Source organism: Microbacterium sp. NPDC097977 (assembly GCF_040302605.1).
Lineage (GTDB): Bacteria > Actinomycetota > Actinomycetes > Actinomycetales > Microbacteriaceae > Microbacterium.
In genome coordinates, this window is record NZ_JBEOUR010000064.1 from 1 (window position 1) to 19,751 (window position 19,751).

At 68.8% G+C, this 19,751-nt stretch carries 15 protein-coding genes; 4 read left to right on the forward strand and 11 right to left on the reverse strand.

Going from position 1 to position 19,751, the window contains the following annotated elements:
- Nucleotides 1-77: 77 nt before the first annotated feature.
- The 7 genes from ABTZ43_RS13485 to ABTZ43_RS13515 all read right to left on the reverse strand — a co-directional run bounded on the left by ABTZ43_RS13485 (nucleotide 78) and on the right by ABTZ43_RS13515 (nucleotide 11,589).
- Entirely contained in the window at nucleotides 78-4,793 is a 4,716-nt protein-coding gene (locus tag ABTZ43_RS13485) for a PKD domain-containing protein (protein ID WP_350539194.1), read from the reverse strand.
- 64 nt (nucleotides 4,794-4,857) lie between these two features.
- Nucleotides 4,858-5,472, reverse strand: coding sequence for a DUF4352 domain-containing protein (locus tag ABTZ43_RS13490; protein WP_350539196.1), 615 nt, complete (start codon nucleotides 5,470-5,472; stop codon nucleotides 4,858-4,860).
- A 168-nt stretch (nucleotides 5,473-5,640) separates the two neighbouring features.
- Nucleotides 5,641-6,801, reverse strand: a complete 1,161-nt coding sequence (locus ABTZ43_RS13495; protein ID WP_350539197.1) for a glycosyltransferase family 4 protein — start codon at nucleotides 6,799-6,801, stop codon at nucleotides 5,641-5,643.
- The gene (locus tag ABTZ43_RS13500; RefSeq protein ID WP_253385422.1) at nucleotides 6,798-7,697 is read right to left on the reverse strand and encodes a hypothetical protein; all 900 of its coding nucleotides are present in this window, start codon (nucleotides 7,695-7,697) and stop codon (nucleotides 6,798-6,800) included. The genes ABTZ43_RS13495 and ABTZ43_RS13500 overlap by 4 nt, the downstream gene beginning before the upstream one ends.
- 2 nt (nucleotides 7,698-7,699) lie before the next feature.
- Complete coding sequence (locus tag ABTZ43_RS13505) at nucleotides 7,700-8,815, reverse strand: Gfo/Idh/MocA family protein (RefSeq protein ID WP_350539199.1); 1,116 nt, start codon at nucleotides 8,813-8,815, stop codon at nucleotides 7,700-7,702.
- Nucleotides 8,812-9,960: a DUF1972 domain-containing protein gene (locus ABTZ43_RS13510; RefSeq protein WP_350539200.1), complete on the reverse strand. Its 1,149-nt coding sequence runs from the start codon at nucleotides 9,958-9,960 to the stop codon at nucleotides 8,812-8,814. Before ABTZ43_RS13510 ends, ABTZ43_RS13505 begins: the two co-directional genes overlap by 4 nt.
- 96 nt (nucleotides 9,961-10,056) lie before the next feature.
- On the reverse strand, nucleotides 10,057-11,589 hold the full coding sequence (locus ABTZ43_RS13515; RefSeq protein WP_056413212.1) for a sugar transferase: 1,533 nt from the start codon (nucleotides 11,587-11,589) through the stop codon (nucleotides 10,057-10,059).
- 352 nt (nucleotides 11,590-11,941) lie between these two features.
- On the opposite strand from ABTZ43_RS13515, the gene ABTZ43_RS13520 reads away from it, so the two are divergent.
- The 4 genes from ABTZ43_RS13520 to ABTZ43_RS13535 all read left to right on the forward strand — a co-directional run bounded on the left by ABTZ43_RS13520 (nucleotide 11,942) and on the right by ABTZ43_RS13535 (nucleotide 15,993).
- Nucleotides 11,942-13,072: a low temperature requirement protein A gene (locus ABTZ43_RS13520; RefSeq protein WP_350539212.1), complete on the forward strand. Its 1,131-nt coding sequence runs from the start codon at nucleotides 11,942-11,944 to the stop codon at nucleotides 13,070-13,072.
- Between the two features lie 102 nt (nucleotides 13,073-13,174).
- The gene (locus ABTZ43_RS13525; protein ID WP_350539202.1) at nucleotides 13,175-14,176 is read left to right on the forward strand and encodes an intradiol ring-cleavage dioxygenase; all 1,002 of its coding nucleotides are present in this window, start codon (nucleotides 13,175-13,177) and stop codon (nucleotides 14,174-14,176) included.
- 246 nt (nucleotides 14,177-14,422) lie between these two features.
- Nucleotides 14,423-14,707: a hypothetical protein gene (locus ABTZ43_RS13530; RefSeq protein WP_350539203.1), complete on the forward strand. Its 285-nt coding sequence runs from the start codon at nucleotides 14,423-14,425 to the stop codon at nucleotides 14,705-14,707.
- A gap of 167 nt (nucleotides 14,708-14,874) precedes the next feature.
- Nucleotides 14,875-15,993 (forward strand): fatty acid desaturase family protein, encoded by a 1,119-nt coding sequence (locus ABTZ43_RS13535; protein ID WP_316502323.1) that lies wholly within the window; start codon nucleotides 14,875-14,877, stop codon nucleotides 15,991-15,993.
- Nucleotides 15,994-16,065: 72 nt separating this feature from the next.
- Here the strand turns inward: ABTZ43_RS13535 and ABTZ43_RS13540 are convergent, their stop codons facing one another.
- From ABTZ43_RS13540 to ABTZ43_RS13555, 4 genes are read right to left on the reverse strand one after another with little or no spacing between them, the layout of a single operon-like run.
- A complete protein-coding gene (locus ABTZ43_RS13540; protein ID WP_350539205.1) occupies nucleotides 16,066-16,689 on the reverse strand; it encodes a response regulator in 624 nt (207 codons plus the stop codon).
- Nucleotides 16,686-17,882, reverse strand: a complete 1,197-nt coding sequence (locus ABTZ43_RS13545; RefSeq protein WP_350539207.1) for a sensor histidine kinase — start codon at nucleotides 17,880-17,882, stop codon at nucleotides 16,686-16,688. Before ABTZ43_RS13545 ends, ABTZ43_RS13540 begins: the two co-directional genes overlap by 4 nt.
- Nucleotides 17,883-17,937: 55 nt before the next feature.
- Complete coding sequence (locus tag ABTZ43_RS13550) at nucleotides 17,938-18,771, reverse strand: ABC transporter permease (RefSeq protein ID WP_350539209.1); 834 nt, start codon at nucleotides 18,769-18,771, stop codon at nucleotides 17,938-17,940.
- A complete protein-coding gene (locus tag ABTZ43_RS13555) occupies nucleotides 18,768-19,670 on the reverse strand; it encodes an ABC transporter ATP-binding protein (RefSeq protein WP_350539211.1) in 903 nt (300 codons plus the stop codon). The genes ABTZ43_RS13550 and ABTZ43_RS13555 overlap by 4 nt, the downstream gene beginning before the upstream one ends.
- Nucleotides 19,671-19,751 lie beyond the last annotated feature (81 nt).

The following is a 19,751-nucleotide window of genomic DNA, read 5'->3' on the forward strand; positions in this document are numbered from 1 at the left end:
CCGCGCCCGCACGGGATGACGTGAGGGGCCGGGGTGCATATGCACCCCGGCCCCTCACGCGTCGTCCCGGACCGCGCCTACTGCGCGGGGCCGGCCCAGAAGTCGTCGTACGTGTACACCACGGGCACCGCCGTGGCGCTCGATGACAGGTAGCTGTTCACGCCCACGTGCCCGGGGGCCTGGAGGGCGGCGGTGGCATCCGTCGTCGTGGCCGTCCATGCCGCGGGTTCCGTGGCGGACGTGCGCCAGATCTTCGCCTTCAGCGTGGTCGGGTTGGTCCCGGTCGCCTGGAACCTCACGCTCAGCTGGTCCGCGGCCGTGACGGAGAGTCCGCTGACCGTGGTCGTCGTGAGGATAGTCTCGGTGCCGCCGATGGTCTTCGTCAGCCACAGCGTCACGACGCCGTTGGAGGCGACACGCACCTTCGCTCGGTAGTCGTTCGCGCTGTCGATCTGACGTGCGATCGCCGAGAAGTAGAATCCTCCGCCGGTCGAGGGCTGGGAGAACGCGAGCGTGAACCGTTCCTCGGTGTTCGTCGACGCCGTCGAGCCCGCCAACGATGCGGTGTAGTTGTTCCCCGCCGAGAGCGAGACGGTCCCGCCGGTGCCGTTGACCGCGAACTTGCTCAGTGCCGTCGAGGTGTTCGGGAACGTCGTCCAGGCGCCACCCGTGGTCGTCGCCGTGCCCCACCCGTTGGTCCCGGTGCGGGTGAAGGCGTCCTGCGCCCACACCTGCGGAGCTGCGGTGACCGTGACCGTCTTCGTCGAGGTGGCCGTCGCGCCCCGGTCGTCCGTGACCGTCAACGTGACGGTGTAGGTGCCACCGGCCGTGTAGGTGCGGGTCGCCGTGGCGCCCGTACCCGTGCTGCCGTCGCCGAAGTCCCAGGCGTACGAGGCGATCGCCCCGTCGGGGTCGGCGGATCCGCCGGCGTTCACGCTCAGCGCGAGGTTGGTCGCCGCCGTCGTGAAGGCCGCGGTCGGCGCCTGGTTCGGAGCCACGGTGACGTCGTGCGTGAGCGTGGAGGTGCCGCCGCGGTTGTCCGTCACGGTGAGCGTCACGGCGTACGTGCCCGCCCCCGCGTACGTGTGAGCGGCCGTGACCCCCGTGCCGGTCGCGCCGTCGCCGAAGGTCCACGCGTACGACTGGATGGTGCCGTCGGGATCGGTGGAGGTGGTGGCGTCGGTGCTGATCGCGAGAAGGTCCGTCGAGGTCGTGAAGGCCGCCGTCGGGTCCTGGTTCGGAGCCAGCGTGGTCGTGACCGCGCGGGTCGTGCTCGCGGTCGTGCCGTTGTCGTCGGTCACCGTCAGGGTCACCGTGAACTCGCCCGCCGTGGCATACGTGTGCGATGCGGTCGCCCCCGTGCCCGTGGCTCCGTCGCCGAAGTCCCAGGCGTAGCTCGCGATCGTCCCGTCGGCGTCGGCCGAGGCCGAGCCGTCGAAGGCGACGTCCAGATGAGCCGCCGTCGCGCTGACGGCCGCTGTCGGAGCCTGGTTCGGCACCACCGTCACCGATCGCGACACCACGTTGACCAGCGACGTGCTGTCGGTGACCTTGAGAGTGACCGTGTAGGTACCGCCCGTGCTGTAGGTGTGCGAGGCCGTGGCGCCCGTCGCGAGCACGCCGTCGCCGAAGTTCCACGCATAGGTGAGGGGGCCGCCGTCGGCGTCCGTCGAGGTGCTCGCGTCGACGTCGAGCTTCAGCTTGTTCGCCGCGGAGGTGAAGGCCGCGACGGGTGCCCGACCGGGGACCGTGCGACCGCTTGCGGCGAAGTGATCGCGGATGCTCTGCTCGGAGAGCGCCGTGGGATACACGGCGACCTCGTCGAGCGTCGCGGCGATGTAGTTGCTGGACGTGCTGCCCCAGGTCTTGTCGCCCCCGATCCGCCAGTAGCCGCGGTAGTTCTCGGACGCGGCCATCGAGTTGCTGCCTACGAGCTGCGTGTCGAGCCACAGCTTCATGCCGGAAGCGCCCTGCGTGGCGACCACGTGGTGCCACTGGCCGTCGTTGTACGCCGTCGGCGTGAGCAGCGTGGTCTGCGGCTGGCCGCTGCCGAACTGGATCTTGCCGTCGTTCTGCATGATGACGTGCCGATCGTACTGCGTGCTCAGACCGCTCGACGTGTTGCCGAAGCCGATCAGTGTGCCGCCCCTGGTCGTCGTCGTCTTGAACCACAGCTCGGCACTGTACGTCGTCGGAGCGTTCCAGCTCTCCTGGGCGACCACGAGAGCGTTCGATCCGTTGAAGGTCGTCGCGGTACCGGTGCCGATCGCCGACGTCTGGCCACGGGTCACCGTGCCGCCGAGATTGCCGGTGGAGCCGCCCGCCGCGGAGTCGGCGATCGTGCCCGCCGCGGTCTCGTTGAGACGCCAGTACACGTCGGGCTTGTCGGTCGACACCGCAGCGCCGTACGCATCGGTCGGCGCCGCGCTCCAGGCCGCGGAACGCCCGCTGGAGAGGTAGTGCGACCGGATGTCCGCCGGGCTCAGCGCGGTCGGGTAGACCGCGACGTCGTCGATCGAACCTGCGAGACCGGCGTTGGTCGGCTTGTTGGCGAAGCCGTTCGTCTGGTCGGCGCCGATGCGCCAGAAGCCGTTGTAGATCTTCGGCGACGTGCGCGCCTGGTCGCGGTCGACCCGCTTGCCGTCGACGAACAGCTGCATGCCCTGACTGTCGACCGTGCCGACGAGGTGGTGCCAGTTGCCGTCGTTGACCGCGGAGCGGCTGAGGACCGTGCGGTACGAACCGTCGTTGATCGCGAAGTTCGCGCGCCCCGACGTGTCGAGGTAGAGCACGCGGTCGGTGTTCCCCGATGTCGAGGTGCCCGTCGCGGAGTCGCCGAATCCGACGATGCGTCCGCCGCGGGTGTTGGTCGTCTTGACCCAGGCCTCGACGGTGACCGCCGCGGGCGCGGCGCTGACATCCTGCGTGGTCATCTTCGGGGAGCTCCCGCCCGCGGAGGTGATCGCAGCGGTGCTCTCGTTCTGCAGGGCGCCGCCCGTTCCGAGGGTCAGCCCGCTGGCGGTGCCCGGTGCGTCGCCGACGTCGTCGGAGAGGCGAGTCCCGGTCGCCTCGTCGAGGCGCCAGTAGTGGTCGGCCCCGCTCGAGCGGACCGCAGCGCGGTAGGCCGAGGTGGGTATGCCGGACACGGTCACGTAGGGCGACCAGGCGCTCCACTGCACGTTGCCGTCGGCATCCTTCGCCCTGACCTGGTAACGCACCTGCGCGCCCGGCGTCTGTCCGCTGTCGGTGATGCTGATGTTCGGGAGGTTCCAGAACCGACCGTCGGTGCGGGTGACCGTGGCGATCTTGACCGAGGGGCTGCGGAACACGTCGTACGTGATCGTCGCGTTGTCGCGATCCCACGCGCTGTTGAAGGGAACGCGCACGACGCCCGACTCGTTCGAGTACGGCGAGGGGGTGAGTCCGGCGTTGTAGACGGGCCCGACCGCGTGCGGGGAGACGTTCGCCTTGCCGAAGCGCACCAGACCCTGCTGGGCCACATTGTTCACCTTCGGGAACTCGCCTCCGAGGACGACGTAGTTCGCGTTGCCGGTGACCGACCACGCGGCCTGACGGGAACTGGTGTACGTGCCGAACTCGAGGTCCGGGTACCAGTTCAGCTGCTCGGTGTAGGGCAGGCCCGTGAAGTCCCAGCCGTACGCGTCCTTCTGCGTGATCACGCCGGTGGGCGTCGTGCTCTCCGCGAGCGCCTTCTGCCAGCGCGACCGCGGGTTCGTGTCGCCGAATCCACCGACGACGCTGCAGTCGTGCTTGTGCGAGACCGAGTACAGCACCCCGCCCTGCGGGAAGCTCGCGTAGGTGTCGCCGAGGCAGTCGTTGAGCCAGGTGATCTGACCCGAGTACGGATCGGCGGCGAACGTGCCCTCGAACGACGCACCGGCGCCGAACGCGTAGCCGGTGCCGTACACCTGGGTGCCGTCGGTGGTGAGGCTCGAGATCGCACCGTTCAGGCCGGCGGACTTGATGCGGTCGGTGGCGGCCCAGGGGAGTGTCGCTCCGGTCGCGGCATCGATCGAGGCCATGCCGTACGCGCTCGCGTCGTTGAGCGTGGTGAAGGATCCGCTGATGATCACGCGGGAGGAATCGGGGCTCGTGAGCATGTCCCACACGAAGCCGTCGCCGGCAGCGGAGGGCGCCCAGGCGGTGAGCGACTTCGTCGTCGAGTTCCATGCCGCCAGTTCGCTGCGCGGCTGGCCGCCGCTGGAGCGGAAGTTCCCGCCCACGTAGACCGTGTCGCCGGCGAAGGCGAACCCGCGGACCTGTCCGTCGGCGCGCGGTGCCCAGTCGAGCATCGCGCCGGTGGCGACGTCGAACGAGGCGACGTGGGCCCGAGCCTGTCCGTCGACCGTGGTGAAGTCTCCACCGAAGTAGACGGTCTTGCCGTCGGGGGTCGCGCGGACCACGAGACCCTGTCCGTCGAACGAGTGGCTGAAGTTCGGCACCGGGTTGCCCGTGGTGATGTCGAACGCGAACACGTTGTTCGCATCGATCTCACCCGTGCCGCCGACCGGGACCCCCGGCGGGCGGGCCTTCGTGAAGCTGCCGGTGACGTAGACGGTGTTGCCGACGACGGCCTGGCTCCACACGACTCCGTTGATCTGCCAGGTGGGCAGCACGTCGGCCGTGACCGTCTCCGGCTGGCCGGGCGTATCGGCGCTCGCCGAGTCGGCGGGCAGAGCGACGAAGGCGATGGTGGCCAGTGCGGTCGCCGCCGTGGCGATCGTGGCGAGCACACGGCGCAGACGGTTCGTCCCGCGGGTGGTGCGTGTCATGGAGGTTCCTCGTGTCGAGTGTCGTGCGGGACGGGCGGTGTCGGGAGTGCGGGCGGTGCGCATGTCAGTCCAGCCCTCCGCGGAAGACGGCGGAGGTGTGCTCGCCGTCGAAGTCGACGACGACGGTGACCTCGTCACGGGCATCGGCGGGTATGGCGAACGCATAGCTCGCGGTGGCGGTGTCGCCGGGGGCGAGGGCGCCGGCGAAGTCGACCGTGTCGGCCTCGGCGGCGTAGACGCGGACCGCGGCGGCGCCGCTCGCGTCGAGCACGGTGAGCACCGAGGTGCCCAGGTCGATCGGGTCGGAGGAGCCGTTCTCGATCGACAGCGTCAGACGCGCGTATTCGCGGCCGGGAAAGCTGCCGGGCCCCTGCGACGTCTCGGCGGCGAACGAGACGTCATCGATGCGGACGCTCACGTCGTCGCCGTATTCGACGGGCTCGTCGGTGTCTGCGGGGTCCGCCGTCACCGACGGCGCCTCCGACTGACCTGCGCGCTCGACCTTGACGACCGGCTGATCGGGATCGGTCGATCCCGCGTTCGGCGTCGGTGCGGTGCCCGCGGTCGGAGAGGCGTCAGGCGACGCCGACGACGTCGCCGCCGGCTTCGTCGCTTCGGACGGATCCGTCGCCGCCTCGGCCGAACAGGCCACGAGACCCACGCACAGTGCCAGCGCCACGATGGGCGCGCATGCTCGAACAATCCCCACGATTGTCATTCCCCAGTTTCCCCAGCGGGGAGCTGCGTCAGGCCGAGACCGACCAGACCGCGTGACACCATACCCCTATGGCGCACTCCCCAATGAGGTGATCATAGCGTGTCGCTCTCGCGAGCGCTACGGGAATCTCTAGATCGCGACGCTCTCCTCGCGGCGGCGGGAGGCCGCGGCCGCGATCTCCCGCGAGTACCTCTCGGAGGAGAACGCCTCGGCGACCGTGACCGCATCCGATGCGGCCTTCTCGCGGTACTCGTCCCACCCGTCGGAGATCCGGGCCACGGCGTCTGCGAGCGCTCCGGCATCGCTCGGCGGAACGAGGATGCTGCTGCGGGAGCGGCCGCTCGCCTCGGGAAGGCCGCCGACGTCGCTGACGATCGCCGGTCTTCCGGCGAGGGCCGCCTCCACCGCGGTGTTGCCGAAGGGCTCGTCGACCGTGGACGGGATGAGGACGATGTCGCTCTGCGCGATGTCATCCCATACCGACGCCTTGAACCCGAGGCTGTCGACCCGATCCCGCAGCCCGTGGCGTTCGATGAGCGCCTGCAGCTCGTCGGCGTATGCCTCGTTGCCGGGGAAGACCGCGCCGAGGAGCGACAGATGGGCATCGATGCCCCGGCGGGTGAGCTCACTCAGGGCCTCGACCGCGACGTGCGGTCCCTTGCGATGCGAGAGTCGACCGACGTAGAGCAGCCGGACCGGTCCGTCGAGGTGAGCGCGAGCGGGGACCACCGTCTCGGGGCCGCTGACGGCGTTGTAGATGATGTGCGTGCGCGCAGCCAGCCAGGGTGCGGCGTCCTCGAGCACGTCGAGGCTGAACCTGCTGTTGATCAGGACCCGGTTGGCGAAGACGAGCGGCACGTACAGCGCCCGACGCAGCGGCCCGGTGACCGAGGCCTCGCCCTCGTGCACATGGCAGATGGTGTAACGACCGCCGAGGCGGCTCAGCGCCAACCACAGGGGAGGGGTGATCGTGTTGACGATGACCGTCCCCGCATCGGACTCCCGCAGCACCCGAAGGCTCGGCAGGATCGACCGCACAGTCTCGCCGACGAGAGTCAGGAGCCCCCGCGGACTCAGCAGCCCTTTGCGGATGATCGGCGTCGGACACTCGACGACCTCGGCGCCCGCCGCCTCCAGCAGGGCGACGAGGGGACCGGGGCCGGGCACCGTGACCACGACGCGTCGACCGTGCTGGACGAGCCCGCGCACGGTCTCCACCGCCATCCGGTCCGAGCCGTAGAGGTCGGCGCCGGGGTTGGCGAGGAGTACCGTGCGCCTGTCGCGCGTCACGCCCGTGCGCCCGCCTGCGGCCAGAACTCCTCGACCAGGCTCACCGTGGAGGCGATGTTCGCGCGGCTGGAGGCGCCGAACACGATCGATTCGAGGTTCGGCAGCGAGGTCACCCATTCGATGGCCTCGCGCGGCGGGATCGCACCGCTCGCGTACACCGACATCGCGACCGCGCGGAACGGGCGCTTCTCCATCGCGTCACGGTAGGCGTCGACGCCGCCGGACATGCGGAACCCGAGCTTGTTGATGTTCGAGCACACGATCGGGTTCTCGACGCCGGCCTTGTCGAGGTCGTCGAGCAGGCGGGGCAGATTCATCGTGATGAAACCGGGCTCCGCGTTGTAGCGCTTGCGTACATGGTCGGCGAAGATCCGGAAGGCGTCGGTGAAGCCGAGTCCGGAGAGCAGGTCGACGACGACGTTCTGCAGCCAGATGACGGGTGTCGACAGGCCCTCGAACATCTTCATCTCGGCGTCGATCAGCAGCGTCGTGATGCCCTCGATGTCCTTGCGGGCGAGCGAGGAGGTGCCACGGGCGATGCTGTCGAGCAGTCCCTCCTCGGGGAGGAACTTGCGGATGGCGCCGAGGAAGCCGTCCTCCGTCACCGCATTCGCGTATTTGTGCGCGTAGGGCATGCACGGGAAGAACGTCATGTCCGCGTAGCGCTCCGGCTGGGTGCGGACGTGGTCGGTGACCTCGGCGATCCGGTCGTGGGTCGTGCACATGAAGGTGTGCACGCCCTCGTCGTACGCCGCGTCGAGCACGCTCATGATCGCGTCGGTGTCCTGGAAGCGCATCTGCTGGGCGCGCGCCTTCTCTTCGGACATGTGGTTCACGCCGAAGAACTGGTTGTCTCCGAACAGCAGTCGGTCCATGGTGCGGGTGGATGTCGTCATGGTCATTTCCCTCCGCGCAGGGCGGTCAGTGCTGCCGCGATGCGCCCCTTCGGTGCCGCCTGGACGGCGAGATCGGATGCTGCCTCGGCGGTGAGCCGCGAGTCCTCGCGCACCGCGTCCTCGCTGATCATGGAGATCACCCGGTCGGTGACCGCCGCGGAGGCGAAGTCGTTGGTGCCGGCAGACGAGCCGGCCTGAGCGCGCTGCACGAAGGCGTCCAGCTGCGCGCTGTACTCCTCGCCGCGCAGGTAGAACCACGGGGCCTCGGTGAGGTCGGTGGTGTACCGGACGTTCCAGCCGGCCCGGTATCCCTCGGGGATCGTGGCGGTGTCGCGCAGGTAGACGTGGATCTCCTGGCGGTCGGCGTAGATGCGCCCGTTCGCGCCCCACAGCGTGATCTTGGTCGTCATCTTGCGCTGCGACTCGTCGGACCAGTTCGAGATGATCTGCGCGGTGCCGTCGGCGTAGTGCAGTGTGCTCGCGACCGCGTCGTCGATCTGAGCCGAGAAGATGCTGGTGAGCTGGCTTCCGCTGACCGACTGCGGTGTCCCGAGGTACCAGGTGAGCAGGTTGAGGGGGTGCGCGGCATAGTCGTAGAGGCAGCCGCCGCCCGTCGCCCGCTCGCTGCGCCAGGTGCGCCCGGCCGGCTTGAGGACGACGGGGCCGTAGGCCTCGGCGAGTGCCGTGTTCACGGTTCCGATCGCGTCGAGGTCGAGCAGACGCTTGACCTCCATGAACGCCCCGACGAAGCGGTTGTGGTACCCGACCTGGGTGACCAGGCCCTTCTGCTCGGCGAGGGCGGAGAGCTCGATGCTGTCGGCGGGATCGATCACGAGCGGCTTCTCGCAGAACACGTGGATGCCGCGCTGCAGCGCGTTGCGGATCATCCCGGCGTGCAGGTGCGTCGGGGTCGCGATGATGACGGCCTGCGGGCGCGCCTCGTCGAGCATCTTGTCGAGATCCTTGTAGGTCTTCACCCCGGTGTACTTCGCCAGGATGTCGAGCAGGTATCCCGTCGCGTCGCACACCCCCACCAGATTCACGTCGGGGTGCGCCTTGATCATCGACAGATGAGACAACCCCATCTTCCCGAGTCCGACCACTGCGACATCGATCATGCGTGTACCCCTGTCTGCTGCTGTGCGTGTCCGTGCCGCGCGAGCGCGGTGCGGAGTGAATGCTCGTACTCCGAGCCGATCTTGGCCCAGGTGAATTCGGCGCGGAACCGAGCGCGGCTCGCGGCTCCCATGCGACGTCGTCTGTCCTCGTCGGAGAGCAGCTCGTCGAGCAGGCCGGCGAGATCGTCGGCTCCGCGGAAGTAGGCGTTGCCCTCGCCGGCGACCCAGGTGTTGTACGGGTTGTCGTGAGCGACCACGGCGTTCCCGGCGGCCATCGCCTCGACGAGCGAGGGATTCGTGCCGCCGACCGTGTGCCCGTGCAGGTACAGGGCGGAGTGGAAACGCAGCGACTGCAGGCGCTCGGCGTCGAAGATCGCCCCGGGGAACAGCACCTCGTCGGAGGCGGCTTCGCGCACGGCCACGTGGTACGGGTCGTCATCGCCGTACGGCCCGACGATCACCAGCGGCATGCCGCGTCGTGCGGAGGACCATGCCTGGACGATCTCGAGCACCGAGTTCTCGGGGATCGGCCTGCACACGACCATCCCGTACCGGTCGGGGGTCAGGCCCAGTTCCTCGACGGCGGCGGTCGGTGCATCGACGACCTCATGGGCGCCGTAGGTGATCGTCTGCACGCGGCGGCGGCCGAAGTGACGGCGCAGATAGGTCGCGATGACGGGATGGTCGGCGATCAGCACGTCGCCGACGAGGCCGGCGAGGCGCTCATTGGCGAGCAGGATGCCCTGCTTGAGGATCCCCCAGCGCTTTCGCGTCCACTCCATGCCGTCCATGTTGATGACGTTCGGGATGCGGCGGAGCCGCGGCACGATGTCGAACACGCCGGTGTTGTAGCCGAAGGTGAGCCAGACGTCGCCGTCGACGTGCTCGCGCATCGCGTGGCGGATCGAGGTGAGGTCGAAGGCGGACGTGCCCTTCCAGCCCTCCCGGGGCTCATGGATCAGCACCCGCTGCAGGCCGTTCCAGTCGTCGACGGTCGTCGGTCCCTCGCCGGGGATCTGACAGTAGACGATGACGTTCCAGCCCTGATCGCGCAGGTAGAGGCCGACGTTCTCGGCCGCGGTCTCGAATCCGCCGTAGGCGGCGGGCACGCCGTGGGTGCCCAGGATCCGCACGGTTGATGGCACGTTGATTTTCCCCTCATTGCGGATGCTCGCGCATCCATTCGCTGCGTCGCGGTCTCCTCCGCCTCCCCGGCGGATCGGACCCACAGCATTCTGTGACTAGTATGCCCCGCTGGGCTGCACCATGACCTTGGCCGTGCGCCACATGATCTGGAGGTCGTTCATGACCGACCAGTTCTCGACGTAGCGCAGGTCGAGACGGACGCTCTCATCCCACGACAGGTCGCTGCGGCCGGAGACCTGCCACAGTCCGGTGATGCCCGGCTTGATGTACAGGCGGCGGAAGACGGTGCCGTCGTACGAGGTGACCTCCGAAGGCAGCGGAGGCCGCGGGCCGACGACGCTCATGTCTCCGATGAGGACGTTCCAGAACTGCGGCAGCTCGTCGAGCGACAGCTTGCGCAGGATCCGGCCGACGCGGGTCACGCGAGGGTCGTCCTTCATCTTGAACAGCAGCCCGGCGCCCTGGTTCTGCTCCTTCAGCGCAGTGAGCTGCTGCTCGGCGTCGGTCTTCATCGAGCGGAACTTCATGATCCTGAACGTCCGGCCGTCGCGCCCCACGCGCTCCTGCGAGAAGAACAGGGGACCCGGCGAGTCGAGCTTCACGAGCACGGCGAGCACCGGAGTGATCAACGCGATCGGGATCAGCGCGACAGCGGCGACGATGATGTCGAGCGCACGCTTGAGCACGTGCACGCCACCCTCGTACGTCGGGATCTTCACCTGGATGAGCGGCAGTCCGTCGACCTGACGCAGCGAGACACGCGGTCCCGCGACGTCGGTCAGGCGGCTGGAGAGCACGAGCTCCGCAGCGGTGCCCTCGAGCTGCCAGCTCAGGTGCTTGACGAATTCGGGGTCCCCCTCGGGGCGGCTCGCCACGATGATGGTGTCCGCCCCGAGTTCCACCGCCGCCCCAGCGACGGTGTTCAGGTTGCCCACGCTCGGGTAGGTGCTCTCCCCGAGCGTCAACGTGCCGGCTTCGCGATCGAACAGCGTCGTCCCCACGACGTTGTACCCGTTCTCTCCACCCTTCTGGAGAGAGTTGATCACGTACTCGACATCGTCCGTCGCGCCGACGACCAGAGTCCTCGACGCGTACTCGCCGCGCAGACGGCGGTGCTGCAGCCAGCGACGCCAGCTCCACCGTCCGAACAGCAGTCCCAGCGTGCCCACCGGGAGGGCGACGAAGAACAGCGGCTGCAGTCCTTCCCACTCCAGGAGGACGCCGAGGATCGCGATGATGCCGAAGGCCAGGCCTGCGGCGTGCGCGACACGACGGTACTCGGTCGCACCCGATCCGAGGATCGTGCCCGCTCTGGTGCCCAGTGCGGACAGCGTGACGAACCACGCCAGCGACAGCAGCAGACCGTTGCGCAGGGCCTCTTCCCCCACGACGCCGGTCAGCAGCTGCACGGCCGCGGTGGCTCCCATGGCGACCAGGATGACGCTCGCATCCGTGATGCGCAGTCGCAGCCGGTACCGGCGCTCCCACTGTCGACGTCGCTCCAGCGTGGCCGACACGCGTGGCGTGACGACGGTCTGCATGATCGACTTCGTCGCCCGCGGTGCCGCGACCGGTGTGAAGACCGAACCCGTGCGAGTGATGCTCAGCGCATCCTCGACGGAGGTCATGCTCGTGCCTCGCGCGTCACGAATGTACGCAGAATTCCCCAGTGCGCCATGTCATCCCCAGATTTTCCCCAGACCACGGACCCCACGTCCATGGCATCGTCCGCATACCCGACCCCTCGGGTCCTGCTGCACTCGTGATCCCACATCACGGGTTGCCCACACCGTCCCACACGGTGGTTCTGGCAGCAGGAACTGCAGACATCGTTCACTGTAGCGGAACCTTCCGTTCAACGGAAGGTAATTCCGGCGAGTGGACGAACGAAGATTCCGATAGTCATTCCGAGGGGTCGCATGACGCCGGTACTCTGACCGCGTGACCACCACCTCCGTGCCGCGATTCCGGCTGCAGCGCATGCTGCCCCGCGACCCTGCGCAGCCGCATCGCACCGCCAGCTCGCTCGAGCTGTTCTTCGATCTCGTCTTCGTCGTCGCCGTCAGCATCGCCTCGGCCGAGCTGCACCACGCTCTCAGCCACGGCGATTTCGTGCACGGCATCACCTCGTACGCGATGGTCTTCTTCGCGGTGTGGTGGGCGTGGATGAACTTCACCTGGTTCGCGACGTCGTTCGACACCGACGACTGGCTCTATCGGCTCACGACGATCGTCCAGATGGGCGGTGTGCTCGTCTTCGCGGCGGGGATCCCTGCTGCGTTCGAGCGCGGCGACTTCACCATGCCTGTGATCGGCTACATCGTGATGCGCATCGCGATGGTCGCGCAGTGGCTGCGTGCCTCCCGCGGCGCGGGTGAGCTCCGCGCAGCGACGAGACGCTACGCGGCCGGCATCGCGGCGGTGCAGGTGCTCTGGGTGCTCTTCCTCCTGATCCCGTCGGGAACGCTCCAACCGATCGCCTTCGTGACGTTCGCTCTGATCGAGGTCAGCGTGCCCGTGTTCGCCGAGTACCGCAGGCAGACGCCGTGGCATCCGCATCACATCACCGAGCGCTACGGGCTGTTCACGCTGATCGTGCTCGGCGAGAGCCTGCTGGCCTCGGCGAACGCCATCATCGACGCCAGCCACGAGTTGGAATCCCTCGTGCCCCTCATCTCCATCTCCGCGCTGACGCTGGTGGTCACGGCGTCGCTGTGGTGGATCTACTTCTGGGCGCCGCATCACCGCGCGATCACCGGCTTCGCCAGCTCGCTCCGGTACGGATACACGCACTATGTCGTGTTCGGGGCCGCTGCGGCGTTCTCCGCGGGGATCGAGGTCGAGCTCGACGTCCTCACCGGCGAGAGTCACCTGTCGGAGATCGCGGCATCCTTCACCGTGACGATCCCGATCGCCGTGTTCCTCATCGGCATCTGGATCGTCGCCATCCGCGCCAACGCCGACCGCCTGGTCAACACCGTGGTCCCGCTCGGGGCGCTGGTCGTGCTCCTCGATCCGATCCTGCCGATCCCGGTGGCCATCACCGCGCTGGTGCTCGTCGCGATCGTCGCGGTGCTCGTGCTGCATCCACCCGTCGACAAGAGTCCATAGCTTTCACATAGAAGACGCATGGTCTCCTGATCGCCTGCTCCGTGACCCTGGGTACATCGACATCGACATCGACATCCCGAACCTCTCGAGAGGAGCACGATCATGAGCCGCATCCCCGAACCCGTCCAGACCCCTGAGGGCCCCACCTATGAAGGGCGCCTGCTCGACCGGGCGGATGAGGAGGTCGTCGATCAGGGCGCCGCCTTCGACATCCGCACCCTCGTGACCCGTCGCGGAGTGCTCGGTCTCGCCGGCCTCGGCATCGGAGCATTCGTCCTGGCCGCCTGCGCCCCCGCCGCGACCGGCACATCGAGCGCCAGCAGCAGCGACCCCACGGCGAGCACCGACGGAGACACTCCGACCGGCACCGCGACCGCGGCGGGAGAGATCCCCGACGAGACCGCCGGCCCCTACCCGGGTGACGGGTCCAACGGCCCGGACGTGCTCGAGGAGTCGGGCATCGTGCGCCAGGACATCACGACCTCGATCGACGGCTCGGCCACGGCCGACGGCATCCCGCTCACCTTCGAGTTCCAGGTGCTCGACCTGGCGAACGGGGGAGTGCCGTTCGCGGGCGTGGCCGTCTACGCCTGGCACTGCACCGCCCAGGGGGAGTACTCGATGTACTCCTCCGGCCTGGAGGACGTCACCTACCTGCGCGGTGTGCAGGTCGCGGACGCCGAGGGGAAGGTCTCCTTCACGTCGATCTTCCCCGGGTGCTACTCGGGCCGGTGGCCGCACATCCATTTCGAGGTCTATCCGGAGGTCGATTCGATCAGCGACTCGACCTCCGCGATCGCGACGTCGCAGCTGGCGCTGCCGGAAGACGCCTGCAGTGCCGTGTATGCGGATTCCCGCTACGACGGCTCCTCGCGGAACCTGTCGCAGACGAGCCTCGCCGGAGACAACGTCTTCGGCGACGACTCCGCCGCCCTCCAACTGCCCACCATCACGGGGGATGTGACCCGCGGCTACGCGACGACCCTCGTGGTCGGCGTCGACACCACGACCACTCCGACCGCAGGTTCCGCCACATCCGGCGGCGACGGCGGGCCCGGTGGCGGCGGAGGTCCAGGCGGCGGCGGCACGCCGCCGACCGGGTGATCGCACTGCTCGCACGGGGTCGCGATCCTCATCGCCCGGCTCCCGAGGACTGCGCCGTCGCGGCCGGATGTCGACTCTGCTATGCTTGACGAGCTTCGTGTGTTCTGGCCGCCCTCTCGGCCACCGCGCAGCCACTGATCAGGGCCATCACGGACCACGCGCATCGATGCGCTCGGCATCCGCCCACGATCTCACATCTTGCGGGTCGCGACATCGCGCGCCCGCCGCACAGCAATGAGTACCAGCATGACCATGACCACCTTTCCGCCCTCCGATCCCTTGACCTGGAAGCAGGCCGACACCGACGTGCACGTCGCGACCCGCGCCGGTGAGTTCGCCGGCTTCGTCGAGTTCGACGGCACCGCGTACCTCGCTCGCGACAACCGCGGCATCGACCTCGGCTCGTTCGCGTCGCTCGGCGATGCGCGTGACGCTCTCGACGGGCAGATCCCCGTCGAAGTCCGCCCGTGGAGCTTCACCGTGTCGCTTCCCCGCGCCCTGCGGCGCCGGCCGCGCCGCGCCCGCGCCTGAGCCTGGAACGGGTGAACCTGACCGGTTCCCCTCCGGGTTCTGTGAATATTCCGGGGATGCCGACGTATTCCCCAAGGCGCATGCGGTGCGGGCTAGCCTGAGGTAAGCGTTGGGCGATCTGCCTTGGGCTTTCACAGCCCAAGGGCTCCAATCGACAGGAGAGCAACATCTCCATTTCGCAGGTCGAAAAGACCGCAGGCCAGCTCGGACCCGTACGTCAGACGTACTCCGGCAACGCAGAGTTCCCCCCGATGGCACAGGCGTACAAGCAGGTGTCGCAGGTCGTCAAAGAAACCGGACTGCTGCGACGCGCAGGCTGGTTCTACATCTTCGTCGGGACCGCCCTCGCCATCGCCCTCGGCGGCGTGGTGACGGGTTTCATCCTCCTCGGTGACAGCTGGCTCCAGCTCCTGATGGCCGGCGCGCTCGGCATCATCCTCACGCAGGTCGCCTTCCTCGCTCACGAGGCGGCGCACCGGCAGATCCTCTCCTCGGGCCCGGCGAACTTCCGTCTCGCCCGCATCCTCGCCGCCGGAGTCGTCGGCATCAGCTACTCCTGGTGGGACTCGAAGCACACCAAGCACCACGGCAACCCGAACCAGGTGGGCAAGGACCCCGACATCGAGGTCGACACGGTCTCGTTCCTCGAGACCGATGCCGCGAAGTCCCGTGGTCTGGTCCGTCTGATCACCCGCAAGCAGGGGTGGCTGTTCTTCCCGCTGCTCACGCTCGAGGGGCTCAACCTCCACTACCTGGGCGTCAAGCACCTGGTCACGAGCAAGAAGGCCAAGGGCCGCTGGATCGAGCTCGGCCTCATCGCGCTCCGCTTCGCGATCGTGCTCGTCCCCGTGTTCCTGATGCTCCCGCTCGGCATGGCGTTCGCCTTCATGGGCGTGCAGCTCGCCGTCTTCGGCGTGTACATGGGTGCGTCGTTCGCGCCGAACCACAAGGGCATGCCGATCATCGACCCGAGCGCCCGCCTCGACTTCTTCTCGAAGCAGGTGCGCACCTCCCGCAACATCCGCGGCGGATGGTGGGCGACCTGGCTCATGGGCGGCCTGAACTACCAGGTCGAGCACCACCTCTTCCCCAACATGCCGCGCCCGCACCTGTCGAAGGCTCGCGAGATCGTGCGTGACTACTGCGTCGCGAACGACGTGCCGTACACGGAGACGAGCCTCGGCCGGTCCTACGCGATCGTCATCCAGTACCTGAACCGCGTCGGCCTCGCCGCCGGAGCTGACCCGTTCGACTGCCCCGCAGTCGCGCAGTTCGGTCGCGCCTGATCACCACGGCCGCACTGCGGTCGGATCGAAAGGCCCCATCCTCCGGGATGGGGCCTTTCGCGTGTGCGGCGTCTAGAGCAGGCCGAGTTCCAGGGCGAGGGTCACGGCGCGCGTGCGATCCGAGACCTCGAGCTTCTCGAAGACGTGGAGCAGATGCGTCTTCACGGTCGCCTCGCCGATGAACAGTTCGCGGGCGATCTCGGGGTTGCTCCGGCCGGCCGCGACGAGGCGCAGCACCTCGCGCTCACGGGGGCTCAACGGCGGCCTGCTCGGACGATCTCTGCGCATGCGCGACACGAGAGTCGTGGCGATGCGGGGTGCGAGGACGGTGTGCCCCTCGGCGACCGCGCGGATGCCGGCGAGGATCTCCTCGTGCGGTGCGGCCTTGAGCAGGTAGCCGCCGGCGCCCGCCTCGATCGCGCCGATGATGTCGTCGTCGCTCTCGTAGGTGGTCAGCACGAGCACGCGCACGGTCGGCTGCTCGGCCGCGAGGCGCGCGGTGGCCTCGATGCCGGATCCGCCCGGCATGCGCAGATCCATGAGCACGACGTCGGGATGCAGTCGCGCGGAGAGCTCCACGGCCTCCGTGCCGCTCGCCGCCTGTCCGACCACCTCGAGGGAGGGATCGAGGTCGATGAGTCCGACGATCCCGGAGCGCACGATGGGATGGTCGTCGGCGACGATGACACGGATCATGCGGTCTCCTCGTTCGGATGCAGGGGGATGCGGACGGCGAGGCGGGTGCCCGTGGCACCCCCGCTGTCGTCGCGGGCGTCCTGCACGGTGAGCGTGCCGCCGACGAGGGCGACCCGGTCGCGCATACCGGCGAGCCCGAATCCTCGGTCGTCGTCGATGGTCACCCCGCCCAGACCGCGGCCGTCGTCGCCGACGGTGAGCTCGGCGTCGTCTCCGACGGTCAGACTCACGCGCGCGGAAGCCGCCCCGGAGTGCTTGCGCACGTTGGCGAGGCCCTCCTGGGCGCAACGGAGCAGAACGACCTGGATCTCTCGCGCCAGCACGGCATCCGATACCGCGACGTCGACCCGCACCCCGGTCTCGCGGGTGAAGCGGTCGCCCAGACGCTGGAGCGCATCTCCCAGAGAATCGGCGGACGGGGCGGGGGAGGCCACCGCGACGAGCGTCCTCGCCTCCAGCAGCGCCTCGCGCGCCGCGCCCTCGATCAGCTCGAGCGCCGCGGGCGAGCCGTCGACACGGGCGCGCTCCGCGAGCATCACGATGCTCGTCAGGCTCTGCGCGATCGTGTCGTGCACATCGCGGGCGAGGCGGGCACGCTCCTCGAGCGCCCCGGCCTCCCGGCTGGCGGTCTCGAGACCCGCCTGTGCGGCGGTGAGCTCGGTCAGCAGGGTCTGCCGCTGCACGCCCCACTGCGCGATGCGGGTGATCCACAGGCCCAGCGCCAGGCTGAACGCGGCGGAGAGCGCGGTGGTCACGACGCCGGCGCTCACGGCATCCGCAGAGAAGTCGCCGGCGTACGCATAGGCGAGTGCGAGGACGATGCCGTTGCCGATGGTGACGAGCACGGCCTGCGTGGTCGAGCGCGACGTCATCCAGATGAGCGGCAGCACGAGCGTCTGCAGCAGGAGCATGCTCGGCTCGATCGCGGTACCCGCGGCCAGCACGGCGACCAGCGCGATCTGCAAGAGCGCGGAGGCCAGAGGGGAGGGATCGTCGACCCCCTCGTGGATGCCGACGTAGGGTCGAGCGCCGAGCGCGTAGAGCAGGTAGACCGCGAGGGCGACGCCGATCAGCATCCAGCGGGATCCCGCGAAGCTCTCGCCGTCGGCGAAGATGAGCGCGACGACCGCGATGAGCAGCGCAGTGGCCGCGAGATCCCATCCGAGGCGCTCGCGGCGGATGGTGAGGCTCATGTCCTCCACTCTCCCACCCCTGCGAACGCGCGGATCCCCGGCGCCGTCGCGTGCGTCATCCGTTTCGTCGGATCCAGCGGAACGTCGCGCGGCTCAGGACCACCCCGACGACGAGCCACAGCGCGAGCGCGATCGCCACGAGCCCGAGCTCCCAGCTCCCGTTCGGCTCCGCCGCTCCGAAGGACTCCGGCAGGATCGCCGCGCGCATGCCCTGCGCGATCCATTTGAGCGGGAACACCGACGCCACGTTCTGCAGCCACTCCGGCAGCGTGGTGAAGGCGATGTACACGCCCGAGATGAACTGCAGGAGCAGCACGACCGGGATGACGACGGCCGATGCCGTCTTGCCGGATCGGGGGACGGACGAGAGGGCGATCCCGAGAAGCGCGCACGCGAGCAGGCCGAGCACGAAGACCCATGCGAAGCGCCCCCACGACTCGGCATCGGCGGGCAGCTGCACCCCGTAGAGCACCACCGCGACGGTCAGGAGCAGCGCGATCTGCAGGATCGCGGTCACGAAGACCTCGCCGATCTTGCCGATGAAGTACGTGGCGGGGGAGATCGGTGTGCTGCCGAGGCGCTTGAGCGTGCCATCGCTCTTCTCGACCGCGATCTCGATCGACAGTCCCTGCACGCCGGAGAGGAAGATACCGCCGGCGACCAGCCCGGGCAGGTAGTAGGTGGCCATGCTGACGCTGTCGGCGCCCTGGCCCACATCACCGGTGAAGATGGTGGCGAAGATCAGGTACATCACGGTGGGGAAGAGGAAGGTGAAGAACACCTGGTCGCCGGCGCGGAAGTACTGGCGCAGCTCGAAGCCGATGCGCCGGACGCCGAGCCGCACCGTGCGGGCGGCGGTGAATCCCGTGGGTGCGGTCACGGCGGTCATGCGGGCTCCTCTGCGGTGGCGGATGCGGATGTGACGGAAAGGGATGCGGCTGCGGCATCGTGCCGGCGGATGAGATCGAGGTAGATGTCCTCGAGCGTCGGTCGGACGATCTCGAGCGCGTCCGGCTCGCCGTGCGTGCGCTGAAGTTCGGCGACCAGAGCCCCGGGGGACGATGTGCGCTCTTCGCGGCGTGTGCCGGTCGAGTCGATCCAGCGGACCATCGGGGTGCGGGCATTCTCGCCGCCGATCTCGTCGATGGCTCCGATCGCGGCGATGCGACCGCCCACGATGACGGCGGCGCGGTCGCCGAGCTGCGCCGCCTCGTCGAGATAGTGGGTGGTGAGCAGGATGCTGGTGCCCTCGGCCTTGAGCGTTCGGATGAGCCCCCAGAACTGCCGTCGCGCCTCGGGGTCGAATCCCGTCGTCGGCTCGTCGAGGAACAGCAGCTCGGGGTGCCCGATGATCCCCAGCGCCACGTCGAGACGTCGCTGCTGCCCGCCCGAGAGTCTGCTCGCGCGCGTGCGCTGCTTCTGCTCGAGCCCGACGGCCGCGATCACCTCGTCGACCTCGCGCGGAGCGGGGTAGTAGCCCGCGAACTCGGTGAGCAGCTCACGGACGGTGAAGGACCCCGCCTCGCCGGTGGACTGCAGGACGATGCCGAGGCGCGCCTTCCAGTCCAGCCCTCCCCGTTGCGGATCCACGCCGAGCACCCGCACGTCGCCGGAGGTGCGGTGCCGGTATCCCTCGAGGATCTCGATGGTCGTCGACTTGCCCGCGCCGTTGGGGCCGAGCAGCGCGAACGTCTCACCGCGGCGGATGTCGAAGCTGATGCCGTCGACGGCGGCATGGCCGCCGTACTCCTTGCGGAGGTCGCGGACCTCGATCACGCTGTCTGTCATGACTCCAGCGTGGCCTTCGGCGCCGCCGAGCGGTAGCCGTGGAGCGGCGGAGCCCGGCATCCACCGATCGGGGGATGCCGG

Coding starts and splice junctions, on each gene's coding strand:
- ABTZ43_RS13485 (WP_350539194.1), bottom strand. CDS start 4,793: ATGACACGCACCACCCGCGGGACGAACCGTCTGCGCCGTGTGCTCGCC.
- ABTZ43_RS13525 (WP_350539202.1), top strand. CDS start 13,175: ATGAGCCGCATCCCCGAACCCGTCCAGACCCCTGAGGGCCCCACCTAT.
- ABTZ43_RS13530 (WP_350539203.1), top strand. CDS start 14,423: ATGACCATGACCACCTTTCCGCCCTCCGATCCCTTGACCTGGAAGCAG.
- ABTZ43_RS13540 (WP_350539205.1), bottom strand. CDS start 16,689: ATGATCCGTGTCATCGTCGCCGACGACCATCCCATCGTGCGCTCCGGG.
- ABTZ43_RS13505 (WP_350539199.1), bottom strand. CDS start 8,815: ATGATCGATGTCGCAGTGGTCGGACTCGGGAAGATGGGGTTGTCTCAT.
- ABTZ43_RS13550 (WP_350539209.1), bottom strand. CDS start 18,771: ATGACCGCCGTGACCGCACCCACGGGATTCACCGCCGCCCGCACGGTG.
- ABTZ43_RS13515 (WP_056413212.1), bottom strand. CDS start 11,589: ATGACCTCCGTCGAGGATGCGCTGAGCATCACTCGCACGGGTTCGGTC.
- ABTZ43_RS13500 (WP_253385422.1), bottom strand. CDS start 7,697: ATGACGACATCCACCCGCACCATGGACCGACTGCTGTTCGGAGACAAC.
- ABTZ43_RS13555 (WP_350539211.1), bottom strand. CDS start 19,670: ATGACAGACAGCGTGATCGAGGTCCGCGACCTCCGCAAGGAGTACGGC.
- ABTZ43_RS13520 (WP_350539212.1), top strand. CDS start 11,942: ATGCTGCCCCGCGACCCTGCGCAGCCGCATCGCACCGCCAGCTCGCTC.
- ABTZ43_RS13545 (WP_350539207.1), bottom strand. CDS start 17,882: ATGAGCCTCACCATCCGCCGCGAGCGCCTCGGATGGGATCTCGCGGCC.